Below are 25,873 nucleotides of genomic sequence, written 5' to 3' on the forward strand. Positions count from 1 at the left end.
TAGTTATCAATATGATGCGTTAGTAATATCACAAACTCGCACTTGCTCATCAAAGATCAAATTGGCTTTTTTTACCATTAACGCTGCTCGTTGCCCAATAATGACATGTGGATTAGGGAAAACAACCGCCTCGCCACCAACACTGGCGCTATACGTTTGACGGCCATCCACGGCAAATTCATCACCTTCGGCAAAAAAAGTAAAATTGGCAACATCGTCATTAAAGGTAAAATAAAATTCAGGCTGTTGTTTAGTAATAGTACGGCTAACTTGATATACCTCAACCTCACTGGTCCAAATAATCGGTAAAGCGACATCCGTAATTAATTGCACCATCGCATCTCTAAATGGCGCTAATAAAGTAAAATCGTTATGACCCATTTTACCCACACGTCCGAGTTCGACAGTGAGTGTTTGTGCACCATGATATTCAGCACTATACCAAGCAAATGTGGGTGACGGTTTATTAGAAAGTAATACTGCATCTAATTTAGCATGATGAATAAAGCTAAATAATTTATTACTGCGTGTCGGTTTATCAGAATAAGGACTAATAGCAAAGGTATCGTGCCGAGAAGGACGAATAGCACAATGCAAATCGAGGTGCCACCGTTCAGGCTTAATAGCAATAGAGGCACCATAGAAGCTGTTAATTGCCAATTGTAATGCATTAGCAATACAGCATTCATCATTTCGCTCAGAATTTCTCACTTGGAACAACCGATTCATATTTTCAGTCATAAATCGTTGTTGGCAATTAATCGCTTCAGGATGAGCAATAATTAATAATAAACGATGTATGGGTTGAATATGTCCAAGAACAATATCTGATGCTACTTGCTGAATCAATTCTATTGGTGAAGTCTCATCACCATGGATCCCTGAAGACAATATAATATCTTTTGCGTCACCAGATAATTCTCTTGGCGTGATTTGTAACACACCTCGATATAAAAGCTGGCAATGTAAACCAGAGTCTAATACCCATTCACCCGTTATAAATGGTTGTGAGAAATCACAGGTGGCCTCAAGAAAACGTCCTCGCTTTATCTGCTCAATTAATGTCATATTATAACCTCCTTGTTCATTATTTTAATAAACCCTCAGTATTTACTCTTATGTCATCCTAATTATAAGAAATAATATCGTCTCTATTTTAAAATATAGCGGCAAAGTCAGCACAATCATAAAAATAAGATAATAAAAAACCCAAGTAAAAATACATTTACTTGGGTTTCAGTGTGGATCAGCAAACTCGTGAAAGATTTATTTATTAACTTCTAAACTTTCAACTCGAGCCTTAAGCTTCTGACCAGGACGGAATGTAACGACACGACGTGCAGAGATAGGAATATCTTCTCCCGTTTTAGGATTTCTTCCAGGTCTCTCATTTTTATCTCGCAAATCAAAATTACCAAAACCTGATAATTTAACTTGCTCACCATTTTCTAGAGCCTTCCTAACTTCTTCAAAGAAGACTTCCACCGTATCCTTGGCGTCCCGTTTGCTTAATCCAACATTTTCAAACAGGTTCTCAGCCAAATCGGCTTTTGTGAGCGCCATAGATAACTCCCTCAAGACTATGTTGAATAAATAGTGTTCATACCTATTAATAAAAAGTATGCCACTGTGAATAAGGTATATGTTAATTAGAGATGTAATTTTAAACTTCAAAAACTACGGGACTATATTATCCCTCTCACTGTTAACTAGACTCAGTCTAAGCCAACTCGCTGATTTTCGCCAACTTTTTTACGTTAACTTCATGTCAAATAACACCATTTTGATAGCTAAATATTGCTATATCAATGCATCTAGTTGATCTTGCTCTTGCATCAACCAGTATTAAATCACTAAAAAATCAATGATATACAGTCAAATATTCTAATTAATAACACTAAAATAGAAAATATAACTATTTATCAAGCTGTTATTATTTTTTAGATCTAGATCAAAAAAAAGCAGCCTCTAAAGGCTGCTTTTCGAAAACAAAGACTTAAATTTAATTATGATGCTTTTTTAATCACGAAGTGATGCATCAAATTTTTCAGCCAATACCTTAACAATACCGTCTACTGCTGCTGCAATATCAGCTTCTTCTAATGTACGCTCAGTTGATTGCAATGTTAGCGTAATTGCAAGACTCTTCTGACCATCGTCAACACCTTTACCAGTGTAAACATCAAATAGATTAACTGCTTTTAATAGCTCGCCGCCATTATCACGACATGCAGCAATAATATCATTCGCTGCAACATCATCATTAACTACAACCGCAATATCGCGACGGTTAGCAGGGAACTTAGACAATGCTACCGCTTCAGGTAAGTCACGCTTATTAATAGCATCCCACTCAACTTCAAACGCAATAGTACGGCCATTAAGACCAAACTTACGCTCAAGCTCAGGGTGAACCGTACCAATAAAGCCAACTTGACGCTCAGTTTCAAGACCAGCATCAACAACAATCGCAGCTGTTTGACCAGGATGAAGTGCTGGGTGCTTAGCCGCTTTAAAGCTGTAGCTATCTTTTGCTGTTAGCTCAAGAACCGCTTCTAAATCACCTTTAAGATCAAAGAAATCAACAGTGTTAGTTTCAATGTCCCAATGCTCATCACTACGTGTGCCAGCAATAACGCCCGCAAGCATCATATCTTGACGCATACCGTTTTCAGCAGTTTGCTCAGGTACAAAACGTAAGCCAGCTTCAAATAAACGCACACGTGGCTGTTGGCGCTTCTGGTTGAACACTACTGTGTTTAGTAGGCCAGTCCATAAGCTTAAACGCATTGCCGACATATCTGCAGAGATAGGGAAAGGCAGAACCAATGGCTCAATATCAGGCACAATCAGTTTTTGTTGTTCAGGCTCAACAAAACTGTATGTGATTGCTTCTTGGAAACCACGATCAACTAACAAGTTACGTACACGTTTCAGCGGTAAATTCGCTTCTTTGTGTAAGTTCATGCTTAGCGCTGCAACTGGCGATTGATTAGGGATATTGTTGTAGCCGAAAATACGACCCACTTCTTCCACTAAATCTTCTTCAATTGCCATGTCAAAACGCCATGCAGGTGCGGTTGCTTTCCAGCCAGCATCTGTTGTTTCAACATCACAGCCAAGACGCGTTAGGATTTCTACCACTACATCAGAAGCAATAGCATGACCTAATAGACGATCAAGTTTAGAGCGACGTAGTTCAATTGTTGCCGCTTTTGGTAAATCAGCCTCTGATTCAGCTTCAACGATTGGCGCAACTTCACCACCACAAATTTCAACAATAAGTGCAGTTGCACGCTCCATTGCTTTCATTTGTAGTGTTGCATCAACACCACGCTCAAAGCGGTGTGAAGAATCTGTGTGTAGACCATAGCTACGAGCACGACCACGGATCGCGTCTGGTGCAAAGAATGCACACTCAAGCAATACATCTTTAGTCTCAGCGTTAACACCAGAGAATTGACCACCAAAGATACCTGCAATTGCAAGCGCTTGGGTATTATCAGCAATAACCAGTGTGTTACTGTTTAATTCTGCTTCATTGCCGTCAAGAAGAGTAAGCTTTTCGCCCTGCTCTGCCATACGAACAATAATGCCACCATCAATCTTAGCAAGATCGAAAGCGTGCATTGGCTGACCCATTTCAAGCAATACGTAATTAGTGATATCTACGATTGCATCGATTGAACGAGTACCACAACGGCGTAGTTTTTCTTGCATCCATAATGGTGTTTCAGCTTGCGCATTAACATTACGAACGATACGGCCAAGGTAACGTGGACATGCAGCAGGTACTTTAACGTCAATTGACATTGTATCAGCCGCTGTTGGCTCCACGATATCAAACTGAGGCTCAATCACTTCAGCGCGATTAAGTACACCCACTTCACGTGCAAGACCAGCAATACTTAAGCAATCGGCACGGTTAGCGGTTAGGTCAACATCGATAGTCACATCGTTAAGACCTAAGAATTCACGGAAATCAGTACCTAATACTGCATCTGCCGTTAATTCCATGATGCCATCAGACTCAATATCGATACCTAGTTCAGTAAATGAACAAAGCATACCGTGAGAAGGTTGACCGCGTAATTTTGCCTTCTTGATTTTAAAATTACCAGGAAGAACAGCACCAACAGTCGCAACTGCAACTTTGATACCTTGACGGCAGTTTGACGCGCCACAAACGATATCTAGTAGCTCTTCAGCACCAACATCAACTTTTGTTACGCGTAGTTTGTCAGCGTCTGGGTGTGGTGCACACTCAACAACCTGACCGACTTTAACGCCTGTGAACTCACCAGCAACGGCTTCAATACCGTCAACTTCCAAACCAGCCATTGTGATTTGGTGAGCTAGTTCTTCGCTGTTTACTGCAGGACTAACCCACTCGCGTAGCCAAGATTCAGAGAATTTCATAGATTTCTAGCCCCTAGTGCTTACTTGAACTGTTTTAGGAAACGTAAGTCGTTCTCAAAGAACGCACGTAAATCATTAACGCCGTAACGAAGCATTGTAAGACGTTCAACGCCCATACCAAATGCAAAGCCTGAATATTTTTCAGGATCGATGTTAACTGAACGAAGTACATTAGGGTGAACCATACCGCAGCCCAAAACCTCTAACCACTTACCGTTCTTACCTTTAACGTCAACTTCAGCAGAAGGCTCTGTGAATGGGAAGAATGAAGGACGGAAACGTACTTCAACTTCTTCTTCAAAGAAATTACAAAGGAAATCGTGAAGAATACCTTTCAACTGGGCAAAGTTTACATTTTCATCAACTAACATACCTTCCACTTGGTGGAACATTGGTGTGTGAGTTTGATCGTAATCATTACGATAAACACGACCAGGCGCAATAAAGCGGAAAGGCGGTTGACCGTGTTCCATGGTACGGATCTGAACACCAGAAGTATGCGTACGTAGCATTAGATCTGGGTTAAAGAAGAACGTATCGTGATCAGTTCGTGCAGGGTGATCTTCTGCAATGTTCAATGCATCGAAGTTGTGGAAAGCATCTTCAATTTCAGGACCCGCTTCAGTTGTAAAACCAAGCTCACCAAAGAAACTTTCAATACGCTCAATGGTACGAGTCACTGGATGTAGACCACCATTTTCAATACGGCGACCCGGTAAAGAAACATCAACAGTTTCAGCGGCAAGCTTAGCTTCAAGCTCTGCACGTTGTAGACTGTCTTTACGCTCAACAAGTAATGTCTGTACTACTTGCTTTGCTTTATTGATCTCTTGACCCGCAGTGCGGCGTTCTTCTGGTGGTAATTTACCTAGGGCTTGTAGCTGAAGAGTTAAATGACCCTTCTTACCTAAAAATTGAACTCGAACTTCGTCCAAAGCGACTGATGAATCAGCCTGCTTAATAGCTGCCGTTGCGTTGGCAATAATCTCGTCTAGATGTTGCATCGTATCCTCATCCACCCACAGGTGGCGTCCTTAAGGGAGATATAAAATCGCATAATGATACATATTAAAGAAAGCAGCGTCTAAATCCAAATTGAATCGTAATAAAACAGTAAGTTTGGACGAAAAAAAAACGTCTTTGGCTATTAAAATATGAAATTGTGCTTTATCAGTACACTAAAAGTAATTTCCAGTAAACTATAAAACAAATTTCGCACTCCTATATTCCATTTTTCTCTCTTTCTAAACCAAGCCAAAAAAAGTAAATTTCAGCTATATTTATTTTGGAATAATTATCATGAACACCCAATCTTTTTCAGCCCTAATCAAAATGAGCACGTTTGCATCTCTACTCTGCTTTGGGCTAGTCATCCTCGGTAATTATGGGATGTTCTTAAGTATGCCAGTTGAAATGAAAGACAACTTAAGTAATCAAATGCACATTGATTATATCCATCTCATTTACTATGTTGGATTCAATTTTATCTTTGTTGGATTTCTTGCTTATTTATTAGTTGGACTTAAACATTCACAACAGCAAATGAAGACTTTTTTAGCTCAACACTAATAATCATCTTCATTTAATATCCCTTTTTTAAACCATAACAAACCACGTTATTATTAAATATAAAAATGTAGTTTGTTATGCGACCCAACTCACCTACATTTCAGATGTTTTTTATCAATTTTGTTTTAAAATTACTCTTTTCAGTGTAAGTTATGATCAAAATCAATGTTAGGACTTCATAATGAATACTCAAGATCTTGCCGCTCTCTCTAAAATATCAACTATCGCAGCAATTCTTTGTACTGCCCTACTGTTACTTGGTAACTATAACCTTGCATCAGCAATGCCAATTGCTCCTGAAGATGGCTTCAATTTTATTAATCTTGTGTTCTTTATAGGTTTCAATACGTTATTTGTTACTTTCCTAGCGTTTTTACTTAAAACTCTCGCAACCGCAAATAAAAAGCGTAATCAACGTTATGCCCGTACATAATCGTTAATCCATCGATTCTATTTTAAAAACCAGTCATTCTACTGTATGAATAACTGGTTTTTTTATGCCTTTAATTCCCTTACCCAGCCATACCACAGCCATATACTAACCAAACATCCTTGTTGTGATTTATTTATATTGAAAATTAGACGTAATATTCAACTGCTAATTTATGTAACTATGTTAAAACAATTCATTGCACAAATTAAACTCAAATCAATAAAAATACATATAAGTAATTAAATTACAGGAATAATAAACCATGGACATTAAAGTAATACCTATAACTGCCAATTTTGATATAGAACTCTGCAAAATAATCAAACAAGTCGGCGCGGAGTTTGGAGCGGTAGGTGAAGGATTTGGTCCATCAGATGCTGAAGTTTTAAATATGAGCCGTTTTTATCACGATGGTGTCAGTAGTTTATATTTAATCGCGTTAGTCGATGGAAAGCTTGTTGGTGGATGTGGTATTGCCCCTTTCAATAACAGTAAAACAACGTGTGAATTAAAAAAACTATTTCTGCTACCTGATGGGCGTCAGCTAGGACTAGGAAAAAATCTCTCACTGCAATGTTTAGAATATGCCAAAGACAAAGGCTTTGAAGAATGTTATCTCGATACCCTTGCTAGCATGCATTCTGCGGTATCTTTATATGAAAGATTGGGATTTACCCACCTAAAAAAACCATTAACAGGAACTCAACATAGTGGCTGTGATGTTTGGATGTTAAAAAAACTTTAGAAAAAACATAATGTTCATAAACGAAAAAAGGAGAGCCGAGGCTCTCCTTTCAATATAAACTAGACTGATAAATTACAGTGCAGCTTTTGCCTTTTCCACAAGAACAGTGAAAGTAGCTTTGTCAAATACAGCGATATCAGAAAGGATCTTACGATCGATTTCGATAGACGCTTTCTTAAGACCGTTGATTAGACGGCTGTAAGACATACCATTTTGACGTGCCGCAGCATTGATACGAGCAATCCAAAGTTGACGGAAAGTACGTTTCTTCTGACGACGGTCACGGTAAGCATATTGACCAGCTTTAGTAACAGCCTGGAAAGCTACACGGTAAACACGTGAACGTGCTCCGTAATAACCTTTAGCTTGTTTAAGAACTTTCTTGTGACGTGCACGCGCTTGTACACCACGTTTTACGCGAGGCATAGGAGACTCCTAACTAAAATTAAAAAATATAAAACTAAAAACGATTAAACGATCAAACGATTAAGCGAACGGAAGCATACGAGCAACTGCAGCCACTTCACAACGAGGAAGGATTGCATTTGGACGAAGCTGACGTTTGTTCTTAGTAGTACGTTTAGTCAGGATGTGACGCTTAGTAGCGTGCTTAAATTTAAAGCCACCAGCTGTTTTTTTGAAGCGCTTAGCTGCGCCACGATTTGTTTTCATCTTTGGCATGAGATGATAACTCCGCATTGTTGATAGTTAATAATCATAGTAATAGGGCGAACAAAAAGTGCTACTAAAAGCAACACTTTTTAGCTACTTGAATGCCGTTATTACTTCTTTTTTGGGGCAAGCATCATGGTCATTTGACGACCTTCTACTCGATTAGGGAAACTTTCACAGATAGCAATCTCTTCAAGTTCAGCCTTAATACGATTAAGAAGCTCAATACCAATGCCTTGGTGGGCCATTTCACGACCACGGAAACGTAGTGTGACTTTACCCTTGTTGCCCTCTTCTAAAAAGCGAGTCAGGTTGCGTAGTTTTACCTGATAATCGCCTTCGTCTGTACCAGGTCGGAATTTAACTTCCTTGATCTGGATTTGTTTTTGATTTTTCTTTTGCTCTTTAGCAGCCTTGCTCTTTTCGAACAAGTACTTACCATAGTCCATCACGCGACAGACTGGTGGCTCGGCATTAGGGCTAATTTCAACTAGATCCACACCAGCATCAAGAGCAACATTAATTGCTTCTTCAATAGAAACAACACCGACTGATTCGCCGTCAAGGCCAGTTAGACGAACTTCACGTACGCCACGAATTTCATCATTCAGACGATGCGCGTTTTGCTTAACTGGTGCCTGGGTTCTTTTTCCGCCTTTAATACCTTATTCCTCCACAACATTGAGCTTACGATCGCTGATCTCTTCTTGCATAAATGCAATCAGTTCATCAATCTTAAATTTACCCAAATCTTTACCCTTGCGAGTACGAACTGCTACTACGCCTGCTTCGACTTCTTTGTCACCACAAACGAGCATGAAAGGCACTCGCTTCAAAGTATGTTCGCGGATTTTAAAGCCAATCTTCTCATTTCTCAAGTCCGCATTGACTCTAATTCCACTTTTTTTCAATTTTTCTACAATTTCTTGCACATATTCTGCTTGAGAGTCAGTAATATTCATCACTACAGCTTGTTGAGGCGCCAACCATGTTGGGAAGAAGCCTGCATAATCTTCGATAAGAATACCGATGAAGCGCTCTAGTGAACCAAGAATTGCACGGTGAATCATAACCGGTGTATGGCGTTCGTTGTCTTCACCTACATATGTAGCGCCTAAACGCTCAGGTAATGCGAAGTCAAGCTGAACTGTACCACACTGCCATGCGCGATCAAGACAATCGTGAAGTGTAAACTCGATCTTAGGACCGTAGAATGCACCCTCACCTTCTTGAATGTCAAATGGAATGTCCATTGATTCAAGCGCGGTAACTAAATCGGCTTCAGCCTTGTCCCACATTGCATCAGAACCCACACGTTTTTCAGGACGGGTAGATAATTTAACAACAATGTTATCAAAACCAAATGTCTTGTATGTATCATACACCATTTCGATGCAAGATGTAACTTCTTGTTGTACTTGTGCTTCTGTACAAAAAATATGCGCATCATCTTGGGTAAAACCACGAACACGCATAATGCCGTGAAGTGAACCTGAAGGCTCATTACGGTGACAAGCACCAAACTCAGCCATACGTAATGGTAAATCACGGTATGACTTAAGACCTTGGTTAAATATCTGTACGTGACCAGGACAGTTCATTGGCTTAATTGCATATTCACGGTTCTCAGAACTTGTTGTGAACATTGCCTCAGCGTACTTATCCCAGTGACCAGAACGTTCCCAAAGCACACGGTCCATCATTAATGGGCCTTTTACTTCTTGGTAATCATATTCATTCAGTTTTTCACGAACAAATACTTCTAGCTCACGGAAGATAGTCCAACCGTTGTGATGCCAGAATACCATACCAGGTGCTTCTTGCTGCATGTGGAATAAATCAAGTTGCTTACCAATCTTACGGTGGTCACGTTTTGCAGCTTCTTCTAGACGCGTTATATGCGCTTTCAGTGCTTTCTTATCGTGGAATGCAGTACCGTAGATACGTTGCAGCATCTTGTTATCACTATTACCGCGCCAGTATGCACCAGCAACGCTTAATAGCTTGAAGTTCTGACAGAAACCCATGTGTGGAACGTGAGGACCACGACACATGTCAATGTATTCTTCATGATGATATAAACCAGGACGATCGTCACGTGCAACGTTTTCATCTAGGATTTCAATTTTATACGTTTCGCCACGTGCATCAAACGCATCACGCGCTTCTTGCCAGCTTACGTTTTTCTTCACAACTTGATATTTAGTTTTTGCTAGTGCAAGCATACGCTTTTCAATAACATCAAGATCTTCTTGTGTTAAAGATTGCTCTAGATCGATATCGTAGTAAAAACCATTGTCAATTGTAGGACCGATCGCCATTTTTGCTTCAGGGTACAATTGCTTAATTGCATGACCTAGCAAGTGTGCACATGAGTGACGAACGATTTCAAGACCATCAATATCATCTTTTACAGTAATGATTTCTAGGCTTGCATCATTTTCGATAAGATCACAAGCGTCAACACGAACACCATCGACACGTCCTGCAATGGTTGCTTTCGCAAGACCAGGACCAATTGAAAGTGCAACGTCCATAGTTGATACAGCATCGTCGAATTGACGTTGACTACCGTCTGGAAGAGTAATAACTGGCATTTAAATATCCTTAAACAGTGGTGCCACACACCAAGTAGCACATGTTGAGTTAATAAAGCTTTTAGAGAAGCTTTCTATTAATAAAAATGTTTTTACTTTGATGCCGCAACACAGAGCTACATACTAAGGTAAAAACAGGGGGACACTATACAAACGGTAACAAGATATTGCAAAGGATCGCCCTATTTTTTTATGGTTTCTATTTAACTAAGGCGTAATTCACTACATACAATTTTTCAATACCCGGATAAATATCGTGAATCACCGCTTTTAATTCAGCTAATGTCATGTTTTCTTGCTGAGCGTGAAATTCATTAAGATCATTAAATGCAATCGGATCAACGGTTAAAATATTTAAACGACAAAACCAGCGTCCCTCTTCATACGTCGAGACATCAACCGTCGTACCAGGTACATAATAGCTTTCCGCTTCATCACGAATAGTAATGGTTTTCTTTCCTGACAAAATATCACTTTCAAAACGTGAGAAAAATGTCATTTCCGTCGGGATTATAGTCGTGCTCATTATGGTGTCCTTTATTACCGAATAAATTTTCGGCATAGAGTAACTGTAAATATTTAAAAGTAAACGAACAATAACAAAGAAAATGAAATATTCAAGCAAGATAAATAAGAATTTATTTTTAATATAGAAATAATATATTCTTTATTTTCAGTAGGATAGGTATTTTTCTTTTGTTATTCATTAAAATAGCCGCGACTTCACAGATATATCTAAATGAAATGGACTAAGATGTTGATAGACAAGTTTTATCTAGTCCAATTTAATGCGTGGAGGATGCTATGTGGCAGGCTATTTCTCACCAATTGTCAGAAGTACTTGGTCGACAGTTCAAAATAAGTGAACGTGAAGCTATTCAAGGCGGTGATGTAAACCAATGTTATTGTGTTGGCGATGGCGAACAACGTTTTTTTATTAAGCTTAATGATAAAGATCAACTCACTGTTTTTGAAACCGAAGCTGAGAGTTTACGTATTCTTAATGAAGCTGATTGTGTTCAGGTTCCTCAACACTTTCATCTTGGTACTTGCCGTGACAAATCCTTCCTAATTTTAAATTATCTTCCCACCAAAACGATTGATGCCGATGCGGGTTATAAACTTGGTCAACAATTGGCACAACTTCATTTATGGGGTGAACAAGTTGAATACGGATTTGATTTTGATAACTATATTGGTTTAACACCCCAACCTAATAAATGGCGTCGACGCTGGGATAAATTTTTTGCAGAGCAGCGTATTGAATGGCAATTGCAACTTTGTGAAGAAAAAGGACTTCATTTCGGTGACATTGACACAATAACAGCTAATGTCGCGCAAAGGTTAAGCAATCACCAGCCTAAACCTTCATTACTTCATGGTGACTTATGGCATGGTAATACCGCATTAACAGTATCCGGACCTATCATTTTTGATCCTGCCACCTATTGGGGTGATCGTGAATGTGATATCGCAATGACAGAATTATTTGGAGGGTTTCCTGCTAGTTTCTATGACGGCTATCAGTCAATCTATCCTTTAGATGACGGATATCAAGACCGCAAAGATCTGTATAATCTTTATCATATACTTAACCATTGTAATCTATTTGGTGGTGAATATATGGGCCAAGCGCAGCATATTATTGCTAAGTTGATGTTGGAATAGTAACAACGATTGTATATTTTTTTATCTGACACCAACACCACTCAGTGTTGGTGTCCTTCTCACCAAAATTCGCAAAATAGATAACAAACAACTAGGATCAATAATAATATACGGCACAATAAATCAAACGATACCGTTAATATCTGTATTAAGGATCTGTTATGCACAAATATTCAAATCAAAATGTCAGTTGTCCACATTGTGGTCACATTATAAAAATCCCTCTTGATGCGAGTGCTGGCAGTCAAGAGTTCTATGATGACTGTTCTATTTGCTGTAATCCGATTCATTTAACCATGGAAGTTGATGAACTACATAAGACAATTAATCTCTTTGTTGATGCTGATGACGAACAAATCTTTTAATATTATTATTTGGTTGCCATTACTCGCTCAACAGTATCAACAATCGCTTGTGTTTGTGGATCAATTTCAATATTAATAACATCATTTATCATGCGACTTTCAAGGTTCGTGCGTTGTAGTGTTTCAGGAATTAAATTGACATTAAAGCAACAGTCTTTCACTTCACCAATCGTTAAGCTGATACCATCAATACCAATGTAACCTTTCGCAAAAATATATTTCATCAAATGGGTTGGCACAGAAAACCACACTTGATGATTATTCTCAGAAATATTCACCGCCGAAACAATAGCAGTCGCCATAATATGGCCTGACATTGCATGACCGCCAATCTCATCACCAAATTTAGCAGCCCGTTCGACATTGACATAATCCCCAACATTGAGCAGGCCTAAATTAGTCACATTCAACGTTTCTTGCATTAAATCAAAAGAAACTAATTGTTGTTCAATATGAGTTACCGTTAAACAACAACCATTATGGGCTACAGACGCCCCTAGTGTTAATCCTTGTATGAGTTCATTTGGCAATCGAATGATATGCGTTTGAAAATTCTCTTTTTTATCAATATTAATGACTTGTGCTACGCCTTGTATAATTCCAGTAAACATATCGATCCTTATGCCTAGTTAACTTAATTGATCTATTATTAATATCTTGATTTATTCAATACTATTCAATTTATACTTATATATTGAATAAAATAACTCTTTACCCACTATTTTTATTAAAATTTACGTTTTGACATTAAGGTGACACTTTTCAATACGATAAGCGTATTACTTGTATAACAATAAAAGTTAGCCTATTTTATCTAACTTTCTCTATTTTCTACATTTAGCTAATAAATATAATACGCATTAAAGGTACTCTATGACTGCTAGCGTCTCATCGACCGTTACACGGCCAACACAACAACATAAGCAATCTACTTTGCGAGCAGTACTTATTAGCTTATTAGTAGTGTTATCAGGGTACTATGTTTGGGTACTTTACAAAGCAATAACACCCAATGTCAGCCTTGCTTATAAGGCTTATTATATAAAAAATCAGACATTATATTGGCAACCCAAGCAACCTAATCTGACTTTAGCGATACCCAGTAATTTAAATGTAACTGACAAGATACCTAATTTATCCCGCGCAGGCTGGAGCTTTGATACTGATAACAAAATGCGAGAATTAACGCAGCAAGGCGGCCTATATTTTACCCTAGCCTCTGCGCCAACAACCAACGTCAAGATTAAATTCACCTTCGCAAAAACACAATCACAGCTAAAACCGCTTACATTTACGTTTAATCATCATCAAGGCATATTACAAGCGCAAGGGAACACGTTAGTTGCTCAATTGCCACAACAACAATTTTTTCCTACAGCACACCAATTACAAACATTCATAGTAACCACGCCGATACCATTGCAAGTCACCACAATTAGCCTAGCACCAATGAATGTAGATACTTTACTTTTGCCACATAATACTGGCCATTTTAATCAAAAAATTGGGAATATAAAATGAACCACCAACCAAACCCGCTTGATTATCGTTTATCACTTATTGTGCCAGTTTACAATGAAGAAGTGGCCATTGAGCCGTTCTTGGCTGCTATTAATGACAAACTAAGTAGCATTCGATCTCACATAGATATTGTATTTATTAATGACGGCAGTAAAGATAATACCAAGTATGTTATTGATAAAATGATAGAGCAAGATTCAAGTATCTCATTAATAAATTTTGCCCGTAACTTTGGCAAAGAAGCCGCAATGACAGCCGGTTTAGATTACGTTCAAGGTGATGCTGCTGTTATTATGGATGTTGATTTGCAAGATCCACCAGAAGTGATCCTTGAATTTGTTGACCTATGGCTTACTGGTGACTATGACACTATTTATGGTGTACGCGTCGATCGCTCACAAGATACCTATACCAAGCGATTAACCGCTGGCGGGTTCTACCGTTTCTTTAATTTCTTATCTGCTGAAACAACACTGCCTGAAAATGCAGGTGACTTTAGATTAATTAATCGTTGCGTTATTGAAACCGTTAAACAATTACCTGAACGTAATCGTTTTATGAAAGGCTTACTTGCCTGGTCATCTTTACGTGCTACTGGCGTCAATTTTCAGCGTCCTGAACGTTTTATCGGTGATACTAAATTTAATTACTGGAAGTTGTGGAACTTTGCAATGGACGGAATTACTAGCTTTACCGCATGGCCATTACGAGTATGGGGGTTTGTAGGATTTGGTATTTCATTGTTATCTTTCATCTTTTTAATGTATATCGTTATTAGTGCCTTATGTTTTGGCGTCCATACGCCAGGTTATGCTTCGACGATTTCAGTCGTACTTTTTTTAGGCGGTATTCAACTAATCTCTCTAGGGGTAATTGGTGGTTATGTCAGCCGTATTTATACCGAGCTTAAACACCGACCTATTTATTTAGTAGAGGATGTTTACGGTAACTATAGAAATAACCGACAAGAATCAAACAATCAACACCACACACAAACAACCTTAAACAAGTATAGTAATCGTTATGAATGAGTCTTTTCTTAAACATTTTTGGCAACTGAATCGCTTTGCCCTGGTAGGATTATTAGCAACTGCCGTACATCTATCAGTAGTAAGGCTGTACTTTTTTCAAATTGCACATCCATCAGAATATATCGCAAATATACTCGGTTTTAGTATTGCTTTTTTAGTCTCCTATTTTGGTCACCGCCATTTTACCTTTGCTCAAAAAGGCTCATTTTTTAAATTTTTAGCGGTGTCTTTGTTTGGCTTTTTAATTAATAACCTCATTCTAGTGACATTATTACAAACAGCTCACGTAAAAGGTTGGGTTGCCGTGACAATTTCAACGTTGTGTGTACCCATTATTACTTTTATTTTATCGAAATTTTGGGTCTTTAAATGAATCTCTTATCGCTTACAGATATTCGCCTAACCCGTAAAGATTGGCTGAATTTGATTTTTGCTGTCATTATTAGTCGTATTGTGATCTACGCTCTTGGTCTTTGGGGCGTAAATATGTTTATGACAGGCCATTATGCAGAACAACCCTTATTACAAACTGTCTGTCGTTTTGACTGTGTATGGTTCTATCGCATTATTGATAATGGTTACGATCTCATTCCGCAATGGCTTGGACAAAAAAATGCCGCCAATTGGGCATTTATGCCATTACAACCTTTTCTTGGCTGGATATTCTCGCATTTAACCACCTTTGAAAACCCCATTAATAACTACCGCTTTGGGTTAGCATTTACTTCTAATCTTGCGTTTTTGCTTAGTCTACCAATGGTATTAATGGTACTAAAACAGATAAAAATAAGTGCTAAAACACGTTCTACCATAGTGTGGATATTGTGTTTTTCACCTTATACGGTTTATTCCTCTGCTGGTTATACTGAGCCACTATTTATTGCATTAGTGGCTGGGGTGTTCTTATTTAGCTATCGTCAGCAATGGTTTTTGGTCGCTATTTTAGGCATGCTCGCAGCCGTTACACGTAACTTAGGCGTATTTTTAGTTTTCCCAGTGTTAATTATTGCAATTCAACATTATGGTATTCAAAGTTTCTTACGCTTTAAAACCCCCGCACTGAAAGTATTAGCGGCAATTTGGGTGATTCCATTTGGCTTTTTTGGCTTTATGACTTACATGTATTTTTATGTTGGGGATGCGCTGGCGTTTGGACATATTCAAATAGCGTGGGGACGTCAACTGGCTAATCCATTCCATTGGTTAATCTTTGGCTTTGAAACAGGTGGTCCTAAATTATACCTCGCGATCATGGCATTACTTGCCTTTGCGCTAAATATTTACTTAGTTGTCCGTAAATATTATGCCGAAGCACTGTTTATGTTTATTTGCTTAATACTGCCTCTTTCATCAAGCCTTAATGCAATGCCACGTTACGCCTTTGGGCTTTACCCTACCTTCCTTGGGTTAGCCTTACTGATCGAACGTTATCCAAGTATTAAGACGCCAATGCTATGTATTTTTAGTGCTGCAAGTACTTTTATTACAATTGGTTTCTTTGGGCACCAATTCTTTACTGTCTAAACAAATACAATAACTATCAACGTAACCTAACGGCCTCGATGATCAACTATTAAGGCCGTTTCTTTTTATCTACATAAAATCGTAAATATTACTTGGCTTTATTAGTTTTATTTATATAATCCAGCCTCATTCAGGGTGCATTATATAGTAACTAGCAACTATTGATTCCCTCCCCCCTTTTTTCCTCATTTTTGGAGCCTTGCTGAGTGCAAAACTACAGAAAAGAAACAGCACAACTACTCAAACTTGCGATCCCTGTTTTAATTGCTTCCGTTGCCCAAACATCAATGGGTTTTGTTGATACCGTTATGGCTGGTGGCGTAAGTGCAACAGACATGGCAGCCGTTGCTGTCGCTGCAAGTATTTGGCTTCCCTCAATTTTATTTGGGGTTGGCTTGCTGATGGCGATTGTTCCTATCGTTGCTCAACTTAGTGGTTCAGGAAAAAAAGAAAAGATACCATTTGAAATTCAAACCGCTTTTATTTTAGCGGTATTAATTTCAATTCCAACAATGTTGATTCTTTACAACGCGGGTATTTTAATCCACTACATGAATGTAGAACCCGTATTGGCTGAAAAGACGGTTGGTTATTTACATGCGGTATTATTCGCTGTACCCGCATTTCTATTCTTCCAAACACTCAAAAGTTTCTCTGAAGGCTTATCTTTTACTATCCCTGGCATGGTAATTGGCTTTTTAGGACTATTACTAAATATTCCCTTAAACTGGATTTTTGTTTACGGTGAATTTGGTATGCCAGCGATGGGTGGTGTAGGTTGTGGTATTGCTACCACTATCGTCTACTGGTTTATGTTCTTTGCAATGCTTGCTTTTGTCTTAATCAATAAGCGCCTTAACCGTCTTAATGTGTTTGGGGTAATTTATCCACCTAAATTTGCTGCAATCAGTCGTTTGTTTAAATTAGGCTTTCCTGTCGCTGCATCATTATTTTTTGAAGTCTCTTTATTTGCAGTCATTGCGTTATTGATCTCACCGCTGGGGCCAATGAAAGTCGCATCCCACCAAATTGCGATGAATTTCTCGTCCTTAGTCTATATGTTACCAATGAGCATCGCTGCTGCGGTTAGTATTCGTGTTGGCCATAAAATGGGGCAAGAAGACATTATTGGCGCTAAAATTGCCAGTCATTGTGGATTATTCGTAGGCATATCATTAGCATTTTGTACTGCGATTCTAACGGTGATTTTCCGTGAACAAATTGCCTTACTGTATACGGATAACCCTGAAGTTATTCTATTTGCAAGCCAACTACTTCTATTAGCCGCCATTTATCAATGTAGCGATGCTGTACAGGTTGTTGCTGCTGGTGCACTACGTGGCTATAAAGATATGCGGGCAATCTTCTTCTGCACCTTTATTGCTTACTGGTTATTAGGATTACCTATTGGTTATATTTTAGGTATGACTGATTGGATAGTTAAGCCAATGGGACCTGAAGGGTTCTGGATCGGCTTTATTATTGGCTTAACGTCTGCTGCGATAATGCTTGGTGCGCGTATGCATTGGGTTCATAAACTTGATACGCAAAAACAAATTGAGATGTCATTACGCTAATAGTAAAGAGTCACTTATTGAAATCAGCGATCTTAGGATCGCTTTTTTATCTAAAATAAACAACTCAACTTCAACGCCAATTTCAACAAGCAACTATTGATCATGTGTATTATTGGTAATGATTATTTAGATGTTGCCAATTTAAGGTTGGATATCAATAAATTGCTACCAACATCAATTATCATTTTTGCTACTATTAGTTCATTTTGAGAATAGGTAAACTACACTCAATCAGAAGTTCAGGGAGATAAGAATGAAAAAACATAAAAACGAAGCAAAACTATTAAAAAAAGCATTAGAACTCGGTTTCGCCTTTGCAAAAAAACAAGGATTTAATGATTTAAATCGCGGTATCGGTTCGACCGATCGCGTGGAATGTATTTATCGCTTATTAGTGCAATGTAAACAAATAACACCATTAGCTGTTGATAAAGAAGATGGCGTTAACATGAAACATAAACTGGTATTGTGGATTATTCGTCTATTACCAGAAAATCACGAACTGCTTCAATAACCCTTTTTACATAGCCACCAGTAAAATACTGGTGGCGTCCCTCAAAAATAACATGCGTAATATCACATTCGTCTATTTAACCATCACCAAATTTGACCAAACTGGCTATTGTGCAAGCAAACGCACTGAATTTACTAAAAAAGTCTATTTAAACACTTGCCTAGATGAAAGTGACTCGCTACTATGCTTGTCATTCGCTGATTACGATTCAACAGTAATTAAGCTGAATTTGCTCGCTTAGCTCAGTTGGTTAGAGTACTTGCATGACATGCAAGGTGTCACTGGTTCGAGTCCAGTAGCGAGCACCAATTTTCAAATAAATGGCTTAACAGCGGTTTATAGCAGTACAATTTGCTCGCTTAGCTCAGTTGGTTAGAGTACTTGCATGACATGCAAGGTGTCACTGGTTCGAGTCCAGTAGCGAGCACCAGTTTCAAATAAATGGCTTAACAGCGGTTTATAGCAGTACCATTTGCTCGCTTAGCTCAGCTGGTTAGAGTACTTGCATGACATGCAAGGTGTCACTGGTTCGAGTCCAGTAGCGAGCACCAGTTTCAAATAAATGGCTTAACGGCGGTTTATAACCGTACAATTTGCTCGCTTAGCTCAGTTGGTTAGAGTACTTGCATGACATGCAAGGTGTCACTGGTTCGAGTCCAGTAGCGAGCACCATCTTTTAGATACAACCAAGCCTACTTTTTAGTAGGCTTTTTTGTGTCTGGATCATAACAATGTTAATCAATACCGCAGTATGGCGACAACCGATTGGTAATTAGGTAATATTTATATCAATTATAATAATTGACGATATAACAATGAAAATTACTGTTGATGGTGGCTCGTTTAAAGTATCAATTGATACTGAATTTGAAGGTTTATTGGCTGAAGCAACGGCTGTTTTTGATGAAACGTTAGTTCAAGCTAAATCAAACGACAAAGCTATCTTACGTTTTCTACAAATCATTCTTGAGCATCGTGACAGTGATGATGCTATTGGCTATGCCGTTTTAGGCTTACTGGGTTGGTATAACACTGCGATTAACCCCGTCACAGATAATGATATTGAATTAAACTTGCCTAAAATCGTACCACACCTACTTAATCCTGCTGGCGATATCAATGCCACCAGCGATAATGATACGACGACGTTCAAGCATTAATGCAAAATGTCTGTATCTGTATCTGTATCTGTATCTGTATAAAATAAATAAAAAAGCCACTCGTTTGAGTGGCTTATCACTATCTCATATTCATTTAAAATACGCTTAACTTAACGTAATACGCTGATAGTTTTTAAGAGACTCACTGTCAGAACTCTTAAATGTTTTACCTTCACTTTGAATAAAGTACACCGGTAAGTCCTGCTCATTGGCAACAACTTTCCCTTCTACAGGCCCCAAACATAACATTGAGGTTGCCCACGCATCCCCAACAACAGGATCATGACCAAAGACTGATGCTGATACCAAATTATGCGTTACGGGCGCACCAGTTCTAGTATCTAAAATATGAGAATAATCTTTTTCACCATCTTTAAAGTTATGGTGATAGGTACCTGATGTATTTAATGAAACACCATCGTCAGCATTAATATTAACAATAGTATAAGGACGAATACCGTCTTTTAATGCTCTCGGCTGTTCAATCGCAACTCGCCACTTTTGCCCTTCCAGTTTGCGACCTTTAATTTTCATATCGCCGCCAAACTCAACCAAATAATTATTAACACCATCGGCTTCTAAAATTTTGCTTAGCTGACTAATGGCATAGCCTTCGCCCATTGAGGATAAGTCCACTTGTACTTGAGGAATGGTTTTTCTGATCCGTAAATTCACCGGATCTATTTCAATCTTATCAATCCCAATGTCTTTTTTAATCGACGCTATTTGCTGTGGTGTAGGGACATGCAAAGTATGCCCTTGAAAGCCCCATAATTTATATAATGGCTGGATTGTTGGGTCATAACATCCATGGCTATCTTTATTTAATTTTTTGGCTAACGACAACATATATATGAAATCTTTAGACGCGGGTTGCCATTGAGTCGATGTACTGTGGTTAAACTCAGAAATATACGAGTCATTCCGATAGGTAGAATATTCTTTATCAATCGCTGCCAGCTTTTTATTAAATTGCTCTGTCACTTTCGCAACAGGTACATCCTGCTTTGACCAATATGTCACATGGTAAGTAGTCCCCTCAGCAAAACCAGAGATCTTTTGTAACTTTGGTGCTTGGCTACAGCCAGACAATACAACAATAGCTGATAACGACAACGCAGCAACATAGCTTCGCTTTAATGATAACTGTGGCGAACGGGTGAACATAAAAAGGCCTTACCTATCTAAACAATGCCCGCAGTCTAACAATAGCAACCAAGCAATACCAGAAAGATGCACCTAGAGAATAATAAGTCATGTTATTATTTTTTTATCACAAACATGCACCATTCATTCTTTTATCCTATCTTCAATTTGTCTTCAAACCATCTTATTTCTACAGTAAAACTGCCATATTTTTGTCATCCGCCCCGGTTAACATCACAAAAAAATAACCTGTAAAACAAGGCATTACCTATATATCCTTTACTTTTAAATCACTAATCTAACGTTTTCTTAAACCTAATTGACGCAATGATTAACCCAATAATGGTAAATATTACTAACCATAATGTATCTCGCCACAGATCAACCAAATCAGCCCCTCGCAACACAATACCGCGAATAATACGAATAAAGTGTGTCGTCGGTAATACCTCCGCAATCCATTGAGCAACAACAGGCATACCTTCATACGGAAACATAAATCCTGACAGCAAAATAGACGGCAATAATATAAATATTGTCATTTGCATGGCTTGTAACTGCGTTGTTGCCTTTGTTGATATCACTAAGCCGAGCGTTAAACTTGCCAAAATAAATAACACAGTTCCTAGAAAAATTTGTACTAACGAGCCATTGATTGGTACATCAAAAATGACATACCCTAATCCTAAAATGATGATTGATTGAATAATACCGATAAAAATATACGGTGTTATCTTAGCTAGCATTAATTCTAACGGTTGAATTGGCGTAGTGATCAATAACTCTAAATTGCCTTGCTCACGCTCTCTTACAATCGTTACGGAAGTAAATAGAATCATCGTCATGGTTAATATAATCCCAAGTAACCCGGGAATAATATTAATCGCAGAGCGACGCTCAGGATTAAAATATAACGTTACTTCAAAATTATTCGGTTGTGCTTTCCGTTGAGGGATCACTTCAGTTAATGGCATTTTTTGTAATTGCATAATGGTTGAACTGATTAATGCATCAGAACCATCCACTAACCATTGCCCAATCACTTGCTGCTGGTCTATTCGACGCTGAAAATCAGAGGGAAGCACCAATACTGCTTTTACTTTGCCATCCATAATCGCTTGCTGACCTTGTTGCGGTGTCGCGTAACTTGCGATCACATCAACAACTTGCGTAGCTTTAATCGATTCCACCAACATCCGTCCTGTTGCTGAATGGCTTTGATCGACTATCGCAGTAGGAACATTTCTAACATTTGTATTGATAGCATAACCAAACAATAGCAATTGAATGAGCGGGATCATCACGATCATGCCAAAGGTAATACGATCCCGACTTAGCTGCCGTAACTCTTTACCAATAATAGCGTTGATCCGCAATAGGCTTAACCATAATCGAGTGATCATTGTCGCCCCTCACCAGTACAGGTTACAAAAACATCTTCAAGACTCGGTCGACTGATAGTCATAACTGCTTGTTCTAATGTCGGTATTTGTAATTGTAACCAGCCGATGGGATCATTAATTTCTTTTGACACTAATACCCGTAATCGAACCCCTAATTGTGCTGCTGATCTCACCAGAGGAAGTTGTATAATTTGCGCTTTAAGTCGCCGTAATTGCTGCGCTTCTATCTCAACAACTGTTACCGCCATAGCATCCATAAGCGCGTAAGGTGATCCATTAGCACGTACCACACCTGCGTCCATAATAGCTAATCCATGGCAGCGTTCAGCTTCATCCATATAATGGGTTGTGACTAAAATAGTGGTACCTTGATCTGAAAGATCAAACAGTTGCTCCCAAAATTCACGGCGATTTTCAGGGTCAACCGCCGAAGTAGGTTCATCTAGCAGTAGTAAATCTGGCTGGTGAATTGTTGCTGCGGCTAAAGAAAGTCGTTGTCGCTGACCACCACTTAATTCTGACGCTCGTCGTTTAGCCCGTTGATCAAGTCCATAAGTGATTAATTGTTGTTGAATTCGTCGCTTACGCTGCGCTTTGGGTATACCAAAAATCTGTCCCATAAACTCAAGGTTTTCTTGAACAGTTAGATCTTGGTATAACGAAAATTTTTGTGTCATATACCCAATACGCAAACGTAGTTGCTCGGCTTGGCGTGGAATATCGAGCCCCAGTACATTCACACAGCCAGTCGTCGGCGTTAATAGTCCGGTTAGCATCCTTAATGTGGTGGATTTACCGCAACCATTAGGGCCTAAAAAACCATAAATAGTGCCTTTCGGTACCGCTAAATTAAGATTATCAACGGCAACAAAATCACCAAATTTACGTGTTACATTAGTCGCAATAATCGCATTCTCATTCATGCGGCATCTCCACTTGTACTGGAACGCCCGCAGGTAATTCACGACCACTATCAGGAAAATCAACTTCAGCTAAATAAACTAACCACGATTTATCGCTACCATTAAGGGTGTAATAAGGCGTAAAAGAAGGGATTATTGCTATCCAACGTACGGTGCCTTGATAAGACGTCTTAATGCCATCAACATGAATGGTTAATTTTTTTCCAGCGGTTATATTAACGCGATAAGGTTCAGGAACATAAATACGTGCATAAGGAACGGTATGCGTGGTGATAATCGCAACCGTCGCATTTTTAGCGACACGATCACCCACATGGTAAGGCAAACGTTCTAAAATTCCGTTACGGGTTGCGACAATAGTATAGTCTTGTAGAATTTGCTGCTGAAGTGCCACTTCTGCCGTCGCCACCACAAGTGCAGCCTGCGCTTGTTTTATATCTTCAATACGCTCGCCATGCAGCAATTTATCTAATTCATTGGTTGCTGCTTGTAATTCAGCTTGTGCAATGTCCCGTTGCGTTTGCGCGCTATCTCGTTCAGCCACAGAAACCATTTTCTTTAAAAAAAGCTGTTTAGCACGCCTGTTATCTGTATTTCTCTCTCTAAAATTAGCTTGGTATTGCTCAACTTTAGCTTGTGCTGTAGCAATATCTTCTGGGCGAGAACCATTTGTTAACCGTTGCAAGTAGGCTTGTGCTTGTTGTTGCTGTGCTTGCGCTTTAATCAGTCTAGTCTGCTGTTGTTGAGATTGTAATGTGACGACAACATCACCTTTTTTTACAACACAGCCTTCAATCGTAGGTTGCGTTGTAATGATTTCATTTGCCGTTGCAGTCAATGTAATTTGGTCGCGTTCAATCGTACCTAATGCTAATTCTTCACGATGATCATTACAGCCTGATATACCGAGCAATAATGGAATAAATAGATAGCATTTCGATAATAAACTTTTCATTGCTCACTCCATTATAAAAATAACATCGGTCTTAAATTACTTATTTAATCTCAAAATATATAATAAAAGCACGTATCGTTCACTATACTGAATTCTTATTACCATTTTTGATAATAAACATACCATTTTTACCTATATACCCATATAAGCTTAGACTTTAGAATGCCGCTCTTTTTACTTTTAAATACCGTATGATTGCTGTTTTATAACACATTTACGGACTTAACCTGAGGGCCTTTAATGGGCGATATCGCAAAATCTGCTGCAAAGTTAAGCGTTTTCTCGATAATAATGATCACGATAACCTCGGTGGATAGTATCCGTAATTTACCGGGAGCAGCACTCTTTGGTAGCCATGCTATTTCTTTTTTCATGCTTGCAGGATTATGCTTTTTTGTTCCGACAGCATTAGTATGTGCAGAAATGAGCACAACGTACCCTAAACAAGGTGGCGTTTATCTTTGGGGTAAAGAAACATTAGGCCATAACTTTGGTTTTATAACGGTATGGTATCAATATGCTGAAAATATTGTCTATTACCCACCACTCATCTCATTTATCGTAGCCACTGGTACTTACCCATTTTTCCCACATTTAGCAGAAAATAATATTTTCATGTTAGTGATGATTAATATTATCTTTTGGGCACTCACCTTCGTTAATATCTTTGGCTTACGGTTATCGTCATTAATTACTAATGTTTTTGGCATGATTGGTCTTATTTTCCCGATCCTGCTTATTATTGCATTAGGGGGGTATTGGACATATACCAACCCAGAAGCATCGCATATTTCATTACGTCATGTTTCAGATTGGTTACCCGACTTTTCACAAAGTGGTATCGGTGCAAGTTTTACTGCTGTTGTTTTATCTTTGACGGGTATTGAAATCACAACGGCTTATGCCAATGAAGTGAAGAATCCTCAAAAAGCATATCCAAAAGCACTTTTAATTTCGACAATAATGATATTAGTATCACTTACTGCCTGTTCATTATCGATTGCAGCCGTAGTTTCACATAGCAATTCAAGTTTAAGTGAAGGAATAATTCTGGCATTTAAAACCTTTTTTAAGGATATGAATCTACCATTCTTATTACCTGTAATCGCCCTTGCCATTGTTTTTGGTAGTCTTGCCAGCCTAAATAACTGGATCATTGCACCAACTAAAAGTTTACATGTTGCAGCTAAAGATAAATTTATGCCAATTCGGTTATCAAAAGAAAACCGTAATCAAGCACCAGTCCCATTATTATTGCTCCAAGGGGCTATCGTAAGCTTATTATCATTAGTGTTTGTGTTAGTACCAAATGTCAATCAAGGTATGTGGTTATTGAATATCCTGATGACGCAACTCTACATGGTAATGTATATTTGCATCTTTATCAGCTTCTTAGCATCACGTCGTAAACACAATCATATTGATCGTCCATTCCGTGTTCCTGGTGGAAAAATTGGAATGGTCATAGCATCAGCACTTGGACTAATAAGCTGCTTTGTTACTATTTTTGTATCTTTCGATGTGCCGTCAAGCATCAATAAACATACTGCTGCAATTGCCTTAATTTCTGGTTTTATTATTTTTAGTTTACCTGCCGTGGTAGCAATAATTTATCGAAATAAACAATTGAAACAAGCTTAATTATTATTAC

27 protein-coding genes and 4 tRNA genes are annotated in these 25,873 nt (G+C 38.5%); 17 read left to right on the forward strand and 14 right to left on the reverse strand.

Features of this window, described 5'->3' with window-relative positions; genetic code table 11:
- Window positions 1-6 precede the first annotated feature (6 nt).
- From CIK00_RS00225 to pheS, 4 genes are all read right to left on the reverse strand, one after another.
- Window positions 7-1,068, reverse strand: a complete 1,062-nt coding sequence (locus tag CIK00_RS00225; RefSeq protein WP_101766932.1) for a succinylglutamate desuccinylase — start codon at window positions 1,066-1,068, stop codon at window positions 7-9.
- Between the two features lie 198 nt (window positions 1,069-1,266).
- Window positions 1,267-1,563, reverse strand: a complete 297-nt coding sequence (gene ihfA, locus CIK00_RS00230) for an integration host factor subunit alpha (RefSeq protein ID WP_036795089.1) — start codon at window positions 1,561-1,563, stop codon at window positions 1,267-1,269.
- A gap of 456 nt (window positions 1,564-2,019) precedes the next feature.
- Window positions 2,020-4,419, reverse strand: a complete 2,400-nt coding sequence (gene pheT, locus CIK00_RS00235; RefSeq protein WP_101766933.1) for a phenylalanine--tRNA ligase subunit beta — start codon at window positions 4,417-4,419, stop codon at window positions 2,020-2,022.
- Window positions 4,420-4,439: 20 nt separating this feature from the next.
- A complete protein-coding gene (gene pheS / locus CIK00_RS00240) occupies window positions 4,440-5,423 on the reverse strand; it encodes a phenylalanine--tRNA ligase subunit alpha (protein ID WP_101766934.1) in 984 nt (327 codons plus the stop codon).
- A gap of 295 nt (window positions 5,424-5,718) precedes the next feature.
- On the opposite strand from pheS, the gene CIK00_RS00245 reads away from it, so the two are divergent.
- The 3 genes from CIK00_RS00245 to CIK00_RS00255 all read left to right on the forward strand — a co-directional run bounded on the left by CIK00_RS00245 (window position 5,719) and on the right by CIK00_RS00255 (window position 7,166).
- Window positions 5,719-5,988, forward strand: coding sequence for a hypothetical protein (locus tag CIK00_RS00245; RefSeq protein WP_101766935.1), 270 nt, complete (start codon window positions 5,719-5,721; stop codon window positions 5,986-5,988).
- A gap of 181 nt (window positions 5,989-6,169) precedes the next feature.
- Window positions 6,170-6,421, forward strand: a complete 252-nt coding sequence (locus tag CIK00_RS00250) for a phenylalanyl-tRNA synthetase subunit alpha (protein ID WP_101766936.1) — start codon at window positions 6,170-6,172, stop codon at window positions 6,419-6,421.
- A gap of 262 nt (window positions 6,422-6,683) precedes the next feature.
- Window positions 6,684-7,166 carry a GNAT family N-acetyltransferase gene (locus CIK00_RS00255; protein WP_101766937.1) on the forward strand — a complete coding sequence of 161 codons (483 nt, stop codon included), beginning with the start codon at window positions 6,684-6,686 and terminating at the stop codon, window positions 7,164-7,166.
- A 72-nt stretch (window positions 7,167-7,238) separates the two neighbouring features.
- Here CIK00_RS00255 and rplT read toward each other — a convergent pair whose 3' ends face one another.
- From rplT to yqfB, 5 genes are all read right to left on the reverse strand, one after another.
- A complete protein-coding gene (rplT, locus tag CIK00_RS00260; RefSeq protein WP_036795101.1) occupies window positions 7,239-7,592 on the reverse strand; it encodes a 50S ribosomal protein L20 in 354 nt (117 codons plus the stop codon).
- A 60-nt stretch (window positions 7,593-7,652) separates the two neighbouring features.
- Window positions 7,653-7,847 (reverse strand): 50S ribosomal protein L35, encoded by a 195-nt coding sequence (gene rpmI, locus CIK00_RS00265; RefSeq protein ID WP_045036149.1) that lies wholly within the window; start codon window positions 7,845-7,847, stop codon window positions 7,653-7,655.
- A 101-nt stretch (window positions 7,848-7,948) separates the two neighbouring features.
- The gene (gene infC / locus CIK00_RS00270) at window positions 7,949-8,500 is read right to left on the reverse strand and encodes a translation initiation factor IF-3 (protein ID WP_080173286.1); all 552 of its coding nucleotides are present in this window, start codon (window positions 8,498-8,500) and stop codon (window positions 7,949-7,951) included.
- Between the two features lie 3 nt (window positions 8,501-8,503).
- Window positions 8,504-10,435 carry a threonine--tRNA ligase gene (thrS, locus tag CIK00_RS00275; RefSeq protein WP_101766938.1) on the reverse strand — a complete coding sequence of 644 codons (1,932 nt, stop codon included), beginning with the start codon at window positions 10,433-10,435 and terminating at the stop codon, window positions 8,504-8,506.
- A 199-nt stretch (window positions 10,436-10,634) separates the two neighbouring features.
- The gene (gene yqfB / locus CIK00_RS00280) at window positions 10,635-10,961 is read right to left on the reverse strand and encodes a N(4)-acetylcytidine aminohydrolase (RefSeq protein ID WP_101766939.1); all 327 of its coding nucleotides are present in this window, start codon (window positions 10,959-10,961) and stop codon (window positions 10,635-10,637) included.
- 278 nt (window positions 10,962-11,239) lie between these two features.
- Here yqfB and CIK00_RS00285 point away from each other — a divergent pair, with 278 nt between their 5' ends.
- Complete coding sequence (locus tag CIK00_RS00285; RefSeq protein WP_101766940.1) at window positions 11,240-12,103, forward strand: fructosamine kinase family protein; 864 nt, start codon at window positions 11,240-11,242, stop codon at window positions 12,101-12,103.
- Between the two features lie 161 nt (window positions 12,104-12,264).
- Entirely contained in the window at window positions 12,265-12,468 is a 204-nt protein-coding gene (locus CIK00_RS00290) for a CPXCG motif-containing cysteine-rich protein (RefSeq protein ID WP_101766941.1), read from the forward strand.
- Window positions 12,469-12,473: 5 nt separating this feature from the next.
- Here the strand turns inward: CIK00_RS00290 and CIK00_RS00295 are convergent, their stop codons facing one another.
- Window positions 12,474-13,079, reverse strand: a complete 606-nt coding sequence (locus CIK00_RS00295) for a riboflavin synthase subunit alpha (RefSeq protein ID WP_101766942.1) — start codon at window positions 13,077-13,079, stop codon at window positions 12,474-12,476.
- A gap of 262 nt (window positions 13,080-13,341) precedes the next feature.
- Here CIK00_RS00295 and CIK00_RS00300 point away from each other — a divergent pair, with 262 nt between their 5' ends.
- The 11 genes from CIK00_RS00300 (at window position 13,342) to CIK00_RS00350 (ending at window position 19,795) form a co-directional block, all read left to right on the forward strand.
- The gene (locus CIK00_RS00300) at window positions 13,342-13,989 is read left to right on the forward strand and encodes a riboflavin synthase subunit alpha (RefSeq protein WP_101766943.1); all 648 of its coding nucleotides are present in this window, start codon (window positions 13,342-13,344) and stop codon (window positions 13,987-13,989) included.
- On the forward strand, window positions 13,986-15,020 hold the full coding sequence (locus tag CIK00_RS00305) for a glycosyltransferase family 2 protein (protein ID WP_101766944.1): 1,035 nt from the start codon (window positions 13,986-13,988) through the stop codon (window positions 15,018-15,020). Before CIK00_RS00300 ends, CIK00_RS00305 begins: the two co-directional genes overlap by 4 nt.
- Window positions 15,013-15,393 carry a GtrA family protein gene (locus CIK00_RS00310; RefSeq protein ID WP_101766945.1) on the forward strand — a complete coding sequence of 127 codons (381 nt, stop codon included), beginning with the start codon at window positions 15,013-15,015 and terminating at the stop codon, window positions 15,391-15,393. The genes CIK00_RS00305 and CIK00_RS00310 overlap by 8 nt, the downstream gene beginning before the upstream one ends.
- Window positions 15,390-16,544: a hypothetical protein gene (locus CIK00_RS00315; RefSeq protein ID WP_101766946.1), complete on the forward strand. Its 1,155-nt coding sequence runs from the start codon at window positions 15,390-15,392 to the stop codon at window positions 16,542-16,544. Before CIK00_RS00310 ends, CIK00_RS00315 begins: the two co-directional genes overlap by 4 nt.
- Before the next feature lie 206 nt (window positions 16,545-16,750).
- Window positions 16,751-18,121 (forward strand): MATE family efflux transporter, encoded by a 1,371-nt coding sequence (locus CIK00_RS00320; protein WP_101766947.1) that lies wholly within the window; start codon window positions 16,751-16,753, stop codon window positions 18,119-18,121.
- 253 nt (window positions 18,122-18,374) lie between these two features.
- The gene (locus CIK00_RS00325) at window positions 18,375-18,635 is read left to right on the forward strand and encodes a DUF5062 family protein (RefSeq protein WP_101766948.1); all 261 of its coding nucleotides are present in this window, start codon (window positions 18,375-18,377) and stop codon (window positions 18,633-18,635) included.
- Window positions 18,636-18,866: 231 nt separating this feature from the next.
- Window positions 18,867-18,943 (forward strand) — tRNA-Val (locus tag CIK00_RS00330).
- 45 nt (window positions 18,944-18,988) lie between these two features.
- A tRNA-Val gene (locus CIK00_RS00335) sits at window positions 18,989-19,065 on the forward strand.
- 44 nt (window positions 19,066-19,109) lie between these two features.
- Window positions 19,110-19,186, forward strand: a tRNA-Val gene (locus CIK00_RS00340).
- A 44-nt stretch (window positions 19,187-19,230) separates the two neighbouring features.
- Window positions 19,231-19,307, forward strand: a tRNA-Val gene (locus CIK00_RS00345).
- Window positions 19,308-19,450: 143 nt separating this feature from the next.
- On the forward strand, window positions 19,451-19,795 hold the full coding sequence (locus CIK00_RS00350; RefSeq protein ID WP_045036162.1) for a hypothetical protein: 345 nt from the start codon (window positions 19,451-19,453) through the stop codon (window positions 19,793-19,795).
- 105 nt (window positions 19,796-19,900) lie between these two features.
- Here CIK00_RS00350 and CIK00_RS00355 read toward each other — a convergent pair whose 3' ends face one another.
- The 4 genes from CIK00_RS00355 to CIK00_RS00370 form a co-directional block, all read right to left on the reverse strand.
- On the reverse strand, window positions 19,901-20,962 hold the full coding sequence (locus CIK00_RS00355; RefSeq protein ID WP_101766949.1) for an FAD:protein FMN transferase: 1,062 nt from the start codon (window positions 20,960-20,962) through the stop codon (window positions 19,901-19,903).
- 272 nt (window positions 20,963-21,234) lie between these two features.
- Window positions 21,235-22,344, reverse strand: a complete 1,110-nt coding sequence (locus CIK00_RS00360) for an ABC transporter permease (protein WP_101766950.1) — start codon at window positions 22,342-22,344, stop codon at window positions 21,235-21,237.
- The gene (locus CIK00_RS00365; protein ID WP_101766951.1) at window positions 22,341-23,267 is read right to left on the reverse strand and encodes an ABC transporter ATP-binding protein; all 927 of its coding nucleotides are present in this window, start codon (window positions 23,265-23,267) and stop codon (window positions 22,341-22,343) included. The genes CIK00_RS00360 and CIK00_RS00365 overlap by 4 nt, the downstream gene beginning before the upstream one ends.
- Window positions 23,260-24,222 carry an HlyD family secretion protein gene (locus CIK00_RS00370; RefSeq protein ID WP_101766952.1) on the reverse strand — a complete coding sequence of 321 codons (963 nt, stop codon included), beginning with the start codon at window positions 24,220-24,222 and terminating at the stop codon, window positions 23,260-23,262. Before CIK00_RS00370 ends, CIK00_RS00365 begins: the two co-directional genes overlap by 8 nt.
- Before the next feature lie 240 nt (window positions 24,223-24,462).
- On the opposite strand from CIK00_RS00370, the gene CIK00_RS00375 reads away from it, so the two are divergent.
- Entirely contained in the window at window positions 24,463-25,863 is a 1,401-nt protein-coding gene (locus CIK00_RS00375; protein ID WP_101766953.1) for an APC family permease, read from the forward strand.
- Window positions 25,864-25,873: the final 10 nt, after the last annotated feature.

Origin of the sequence: Photobacterium carnosum, assembly GCF_002849605.1 — a bacterium.
Lineage (GTDB): Bacteria > Pseudomonadota > Gammaproteobacteria > Enterobacterales > Vibrionaceae > Photobacterium > Photobacterium carnosum.

Coding starts and splice junctions, on each gene's coding strand:
- CIK00_RS00225 (WP_101766932.1), bottom strand. CDS start 1,068: ATGACATTAATTGAGCAGATAAAGCGAGGACGTTTTCTTGAGGCCACC.
- ihfA (WP_036795089.1), bottom strand. CDS start 1,563: ATGGCGCTCACAAAAGCCGATTTGGCTGAGAACCTGTTTGAAAATGTT.
- pheT (WP_101766933.1), bottom strand. CDS start 4,419: ATGAAATTCTCTGAATCTTGGCTACGCGAGTGGGTTAGTCCTGCAGTA.
- pheS (WP_101766934.1), bottom strand. CDS start 5,423: ATGCAACATCTAGACGAGATTATTGCCAACGCAACGGCAGCTATTAAG.
- CIK00_RS00245 (WP_101766935.1), top strand. CDS start 5,719: ATGAACACCCAATCTTTTTCAGCCCTAATCAAAATGAGCACGTTTGCA.
- CIK00_RS00250 (WP_101766936.1), top strand. CDS start 6,170: ATGAATACTCAAGATCTTGCCGCTCTCTCTAAAATATCAACTATCGCA.
- CIK00_RS00255 (WP_101766937.1), top strand. CDS start 6,684: ATGGACATTAAAGTAATACCTATAACTGCCAATTTTGATATAGAACTC.
- rplT (WP_036795101.1), bottom strand. CDS start 7,592: ATGCCTCGCGTAAAACGTGGTGTACAAGCGCGTGCACGTCACAAGAAA.
- rpmI (WP_045036149.1), bottom strand. CDS start 7,847: ATGCCAAAGATGAAAACAAATCGTGGCGCAGCTAAGCGCTTCAAAAAA.
- thrS (WP_101766938.1), bottom strand. CDS start 10,435: ATGCCAGTTATTACTCTTCCAGACGGTAGTCAACGTCAATTCGACGAT.
- yqfB (WP_101766939.1), bottom strand. CDS start 10,961: ATGAGCACGACTATAATCCCGACGGAAATGACATTTTTCTCACGTTTT.
- CIK00_RS00285 (WP_101766940.1), top strand. CDS start 11,240: ATGTGGCAGGCTATTTCTCACCAATTGTCAGAAGTACTTGGTCGACAG.
- CIK00_RS00290 (WP_101766941.1), top strand. CDS start 12,265: ATGCACAAATATTCAAATCAAAATGTCAGTTGTCCACATTGTGGTCAC.
- CIK00_RS00295 (WP_101766942.1), bottom strand. CDS start 13,079: ATGTTTACTGGAATTATACAAGGCGTAGCACAAGTCATTAATATTGAT.
- CIK00_RS00300 (WP_101766943.1), top strand. CDS start 13,342: ATGACTGCTAGCGTCTCATCGACCGTTACACGGCCAACACAACAACAT.
- CIK00_RS00305 (WP_101766944.1), top strand. CDS start 13,986: ATGAACCACCAACCAAACCCGCTTGATTATCGTTTATCACTTATTGTG.
- CIK00_RS00310 (WP_101766945.1), top strand. CDS start 15,013: ATGAATGAGTCTTTTCTTAAACATTTTTGGCAACTGAATCGCTTTGCC.
- CIK00_RS00315 (WP_101766946.1), top strand. CDS start 15,390: ATGAATCTCTTATCGCTTACAGATATTCGCCTAACCCGTAAAGATTGG.
- CIK00_RS00325 (WP_101766948.1), top strand. CDS start 18,375: ATGAAAAAACATAAAAACGAAGCAAAACTATTAAAAAAAGCATTAGAA.
- CIK00_RS00350 (WP_045036162.1), top strand. CDS start 19,451: ATGAAAATTACTGTTGATGGTGGCTCGTTTAAAGTATCAATTGATACT.
- CIK00_RS00355 (WP_101766949.1), bottom strand. CDS start 20,962: ATGTTCACCCGTTCGCCACAGTTATCATTAAAGCGAAGCTATGTTGCT.
- CIK00_RS00360 (WP_101766950.1), bottom strand. CDS start 22,344: ATGATCACTCGATTATGGTTAAGCCTATTGCGGATCAACGCTATTATT.
- CIK00_RS00365 (WP_101766951.1), bottom strand. CDS start 23,267: ATGAATGAGAATGCGATTATTGCGACTAATGTAACACGTAAATTTGGT.
- CIK00_RS00370 (WP_101766952.1), bottom strand. CDS start 24,222: ATGAAAAGTTTATTATCGAAATGCTATCTATTTATTCCATTATTGCTC.
- CIK00_RS00375 (WP_101766953.1), top strand. CDS start 24,463: ATGGGCGATATCGCAAAATCTGCTGCAAAGTTAAGCGTTTTCTCGATA.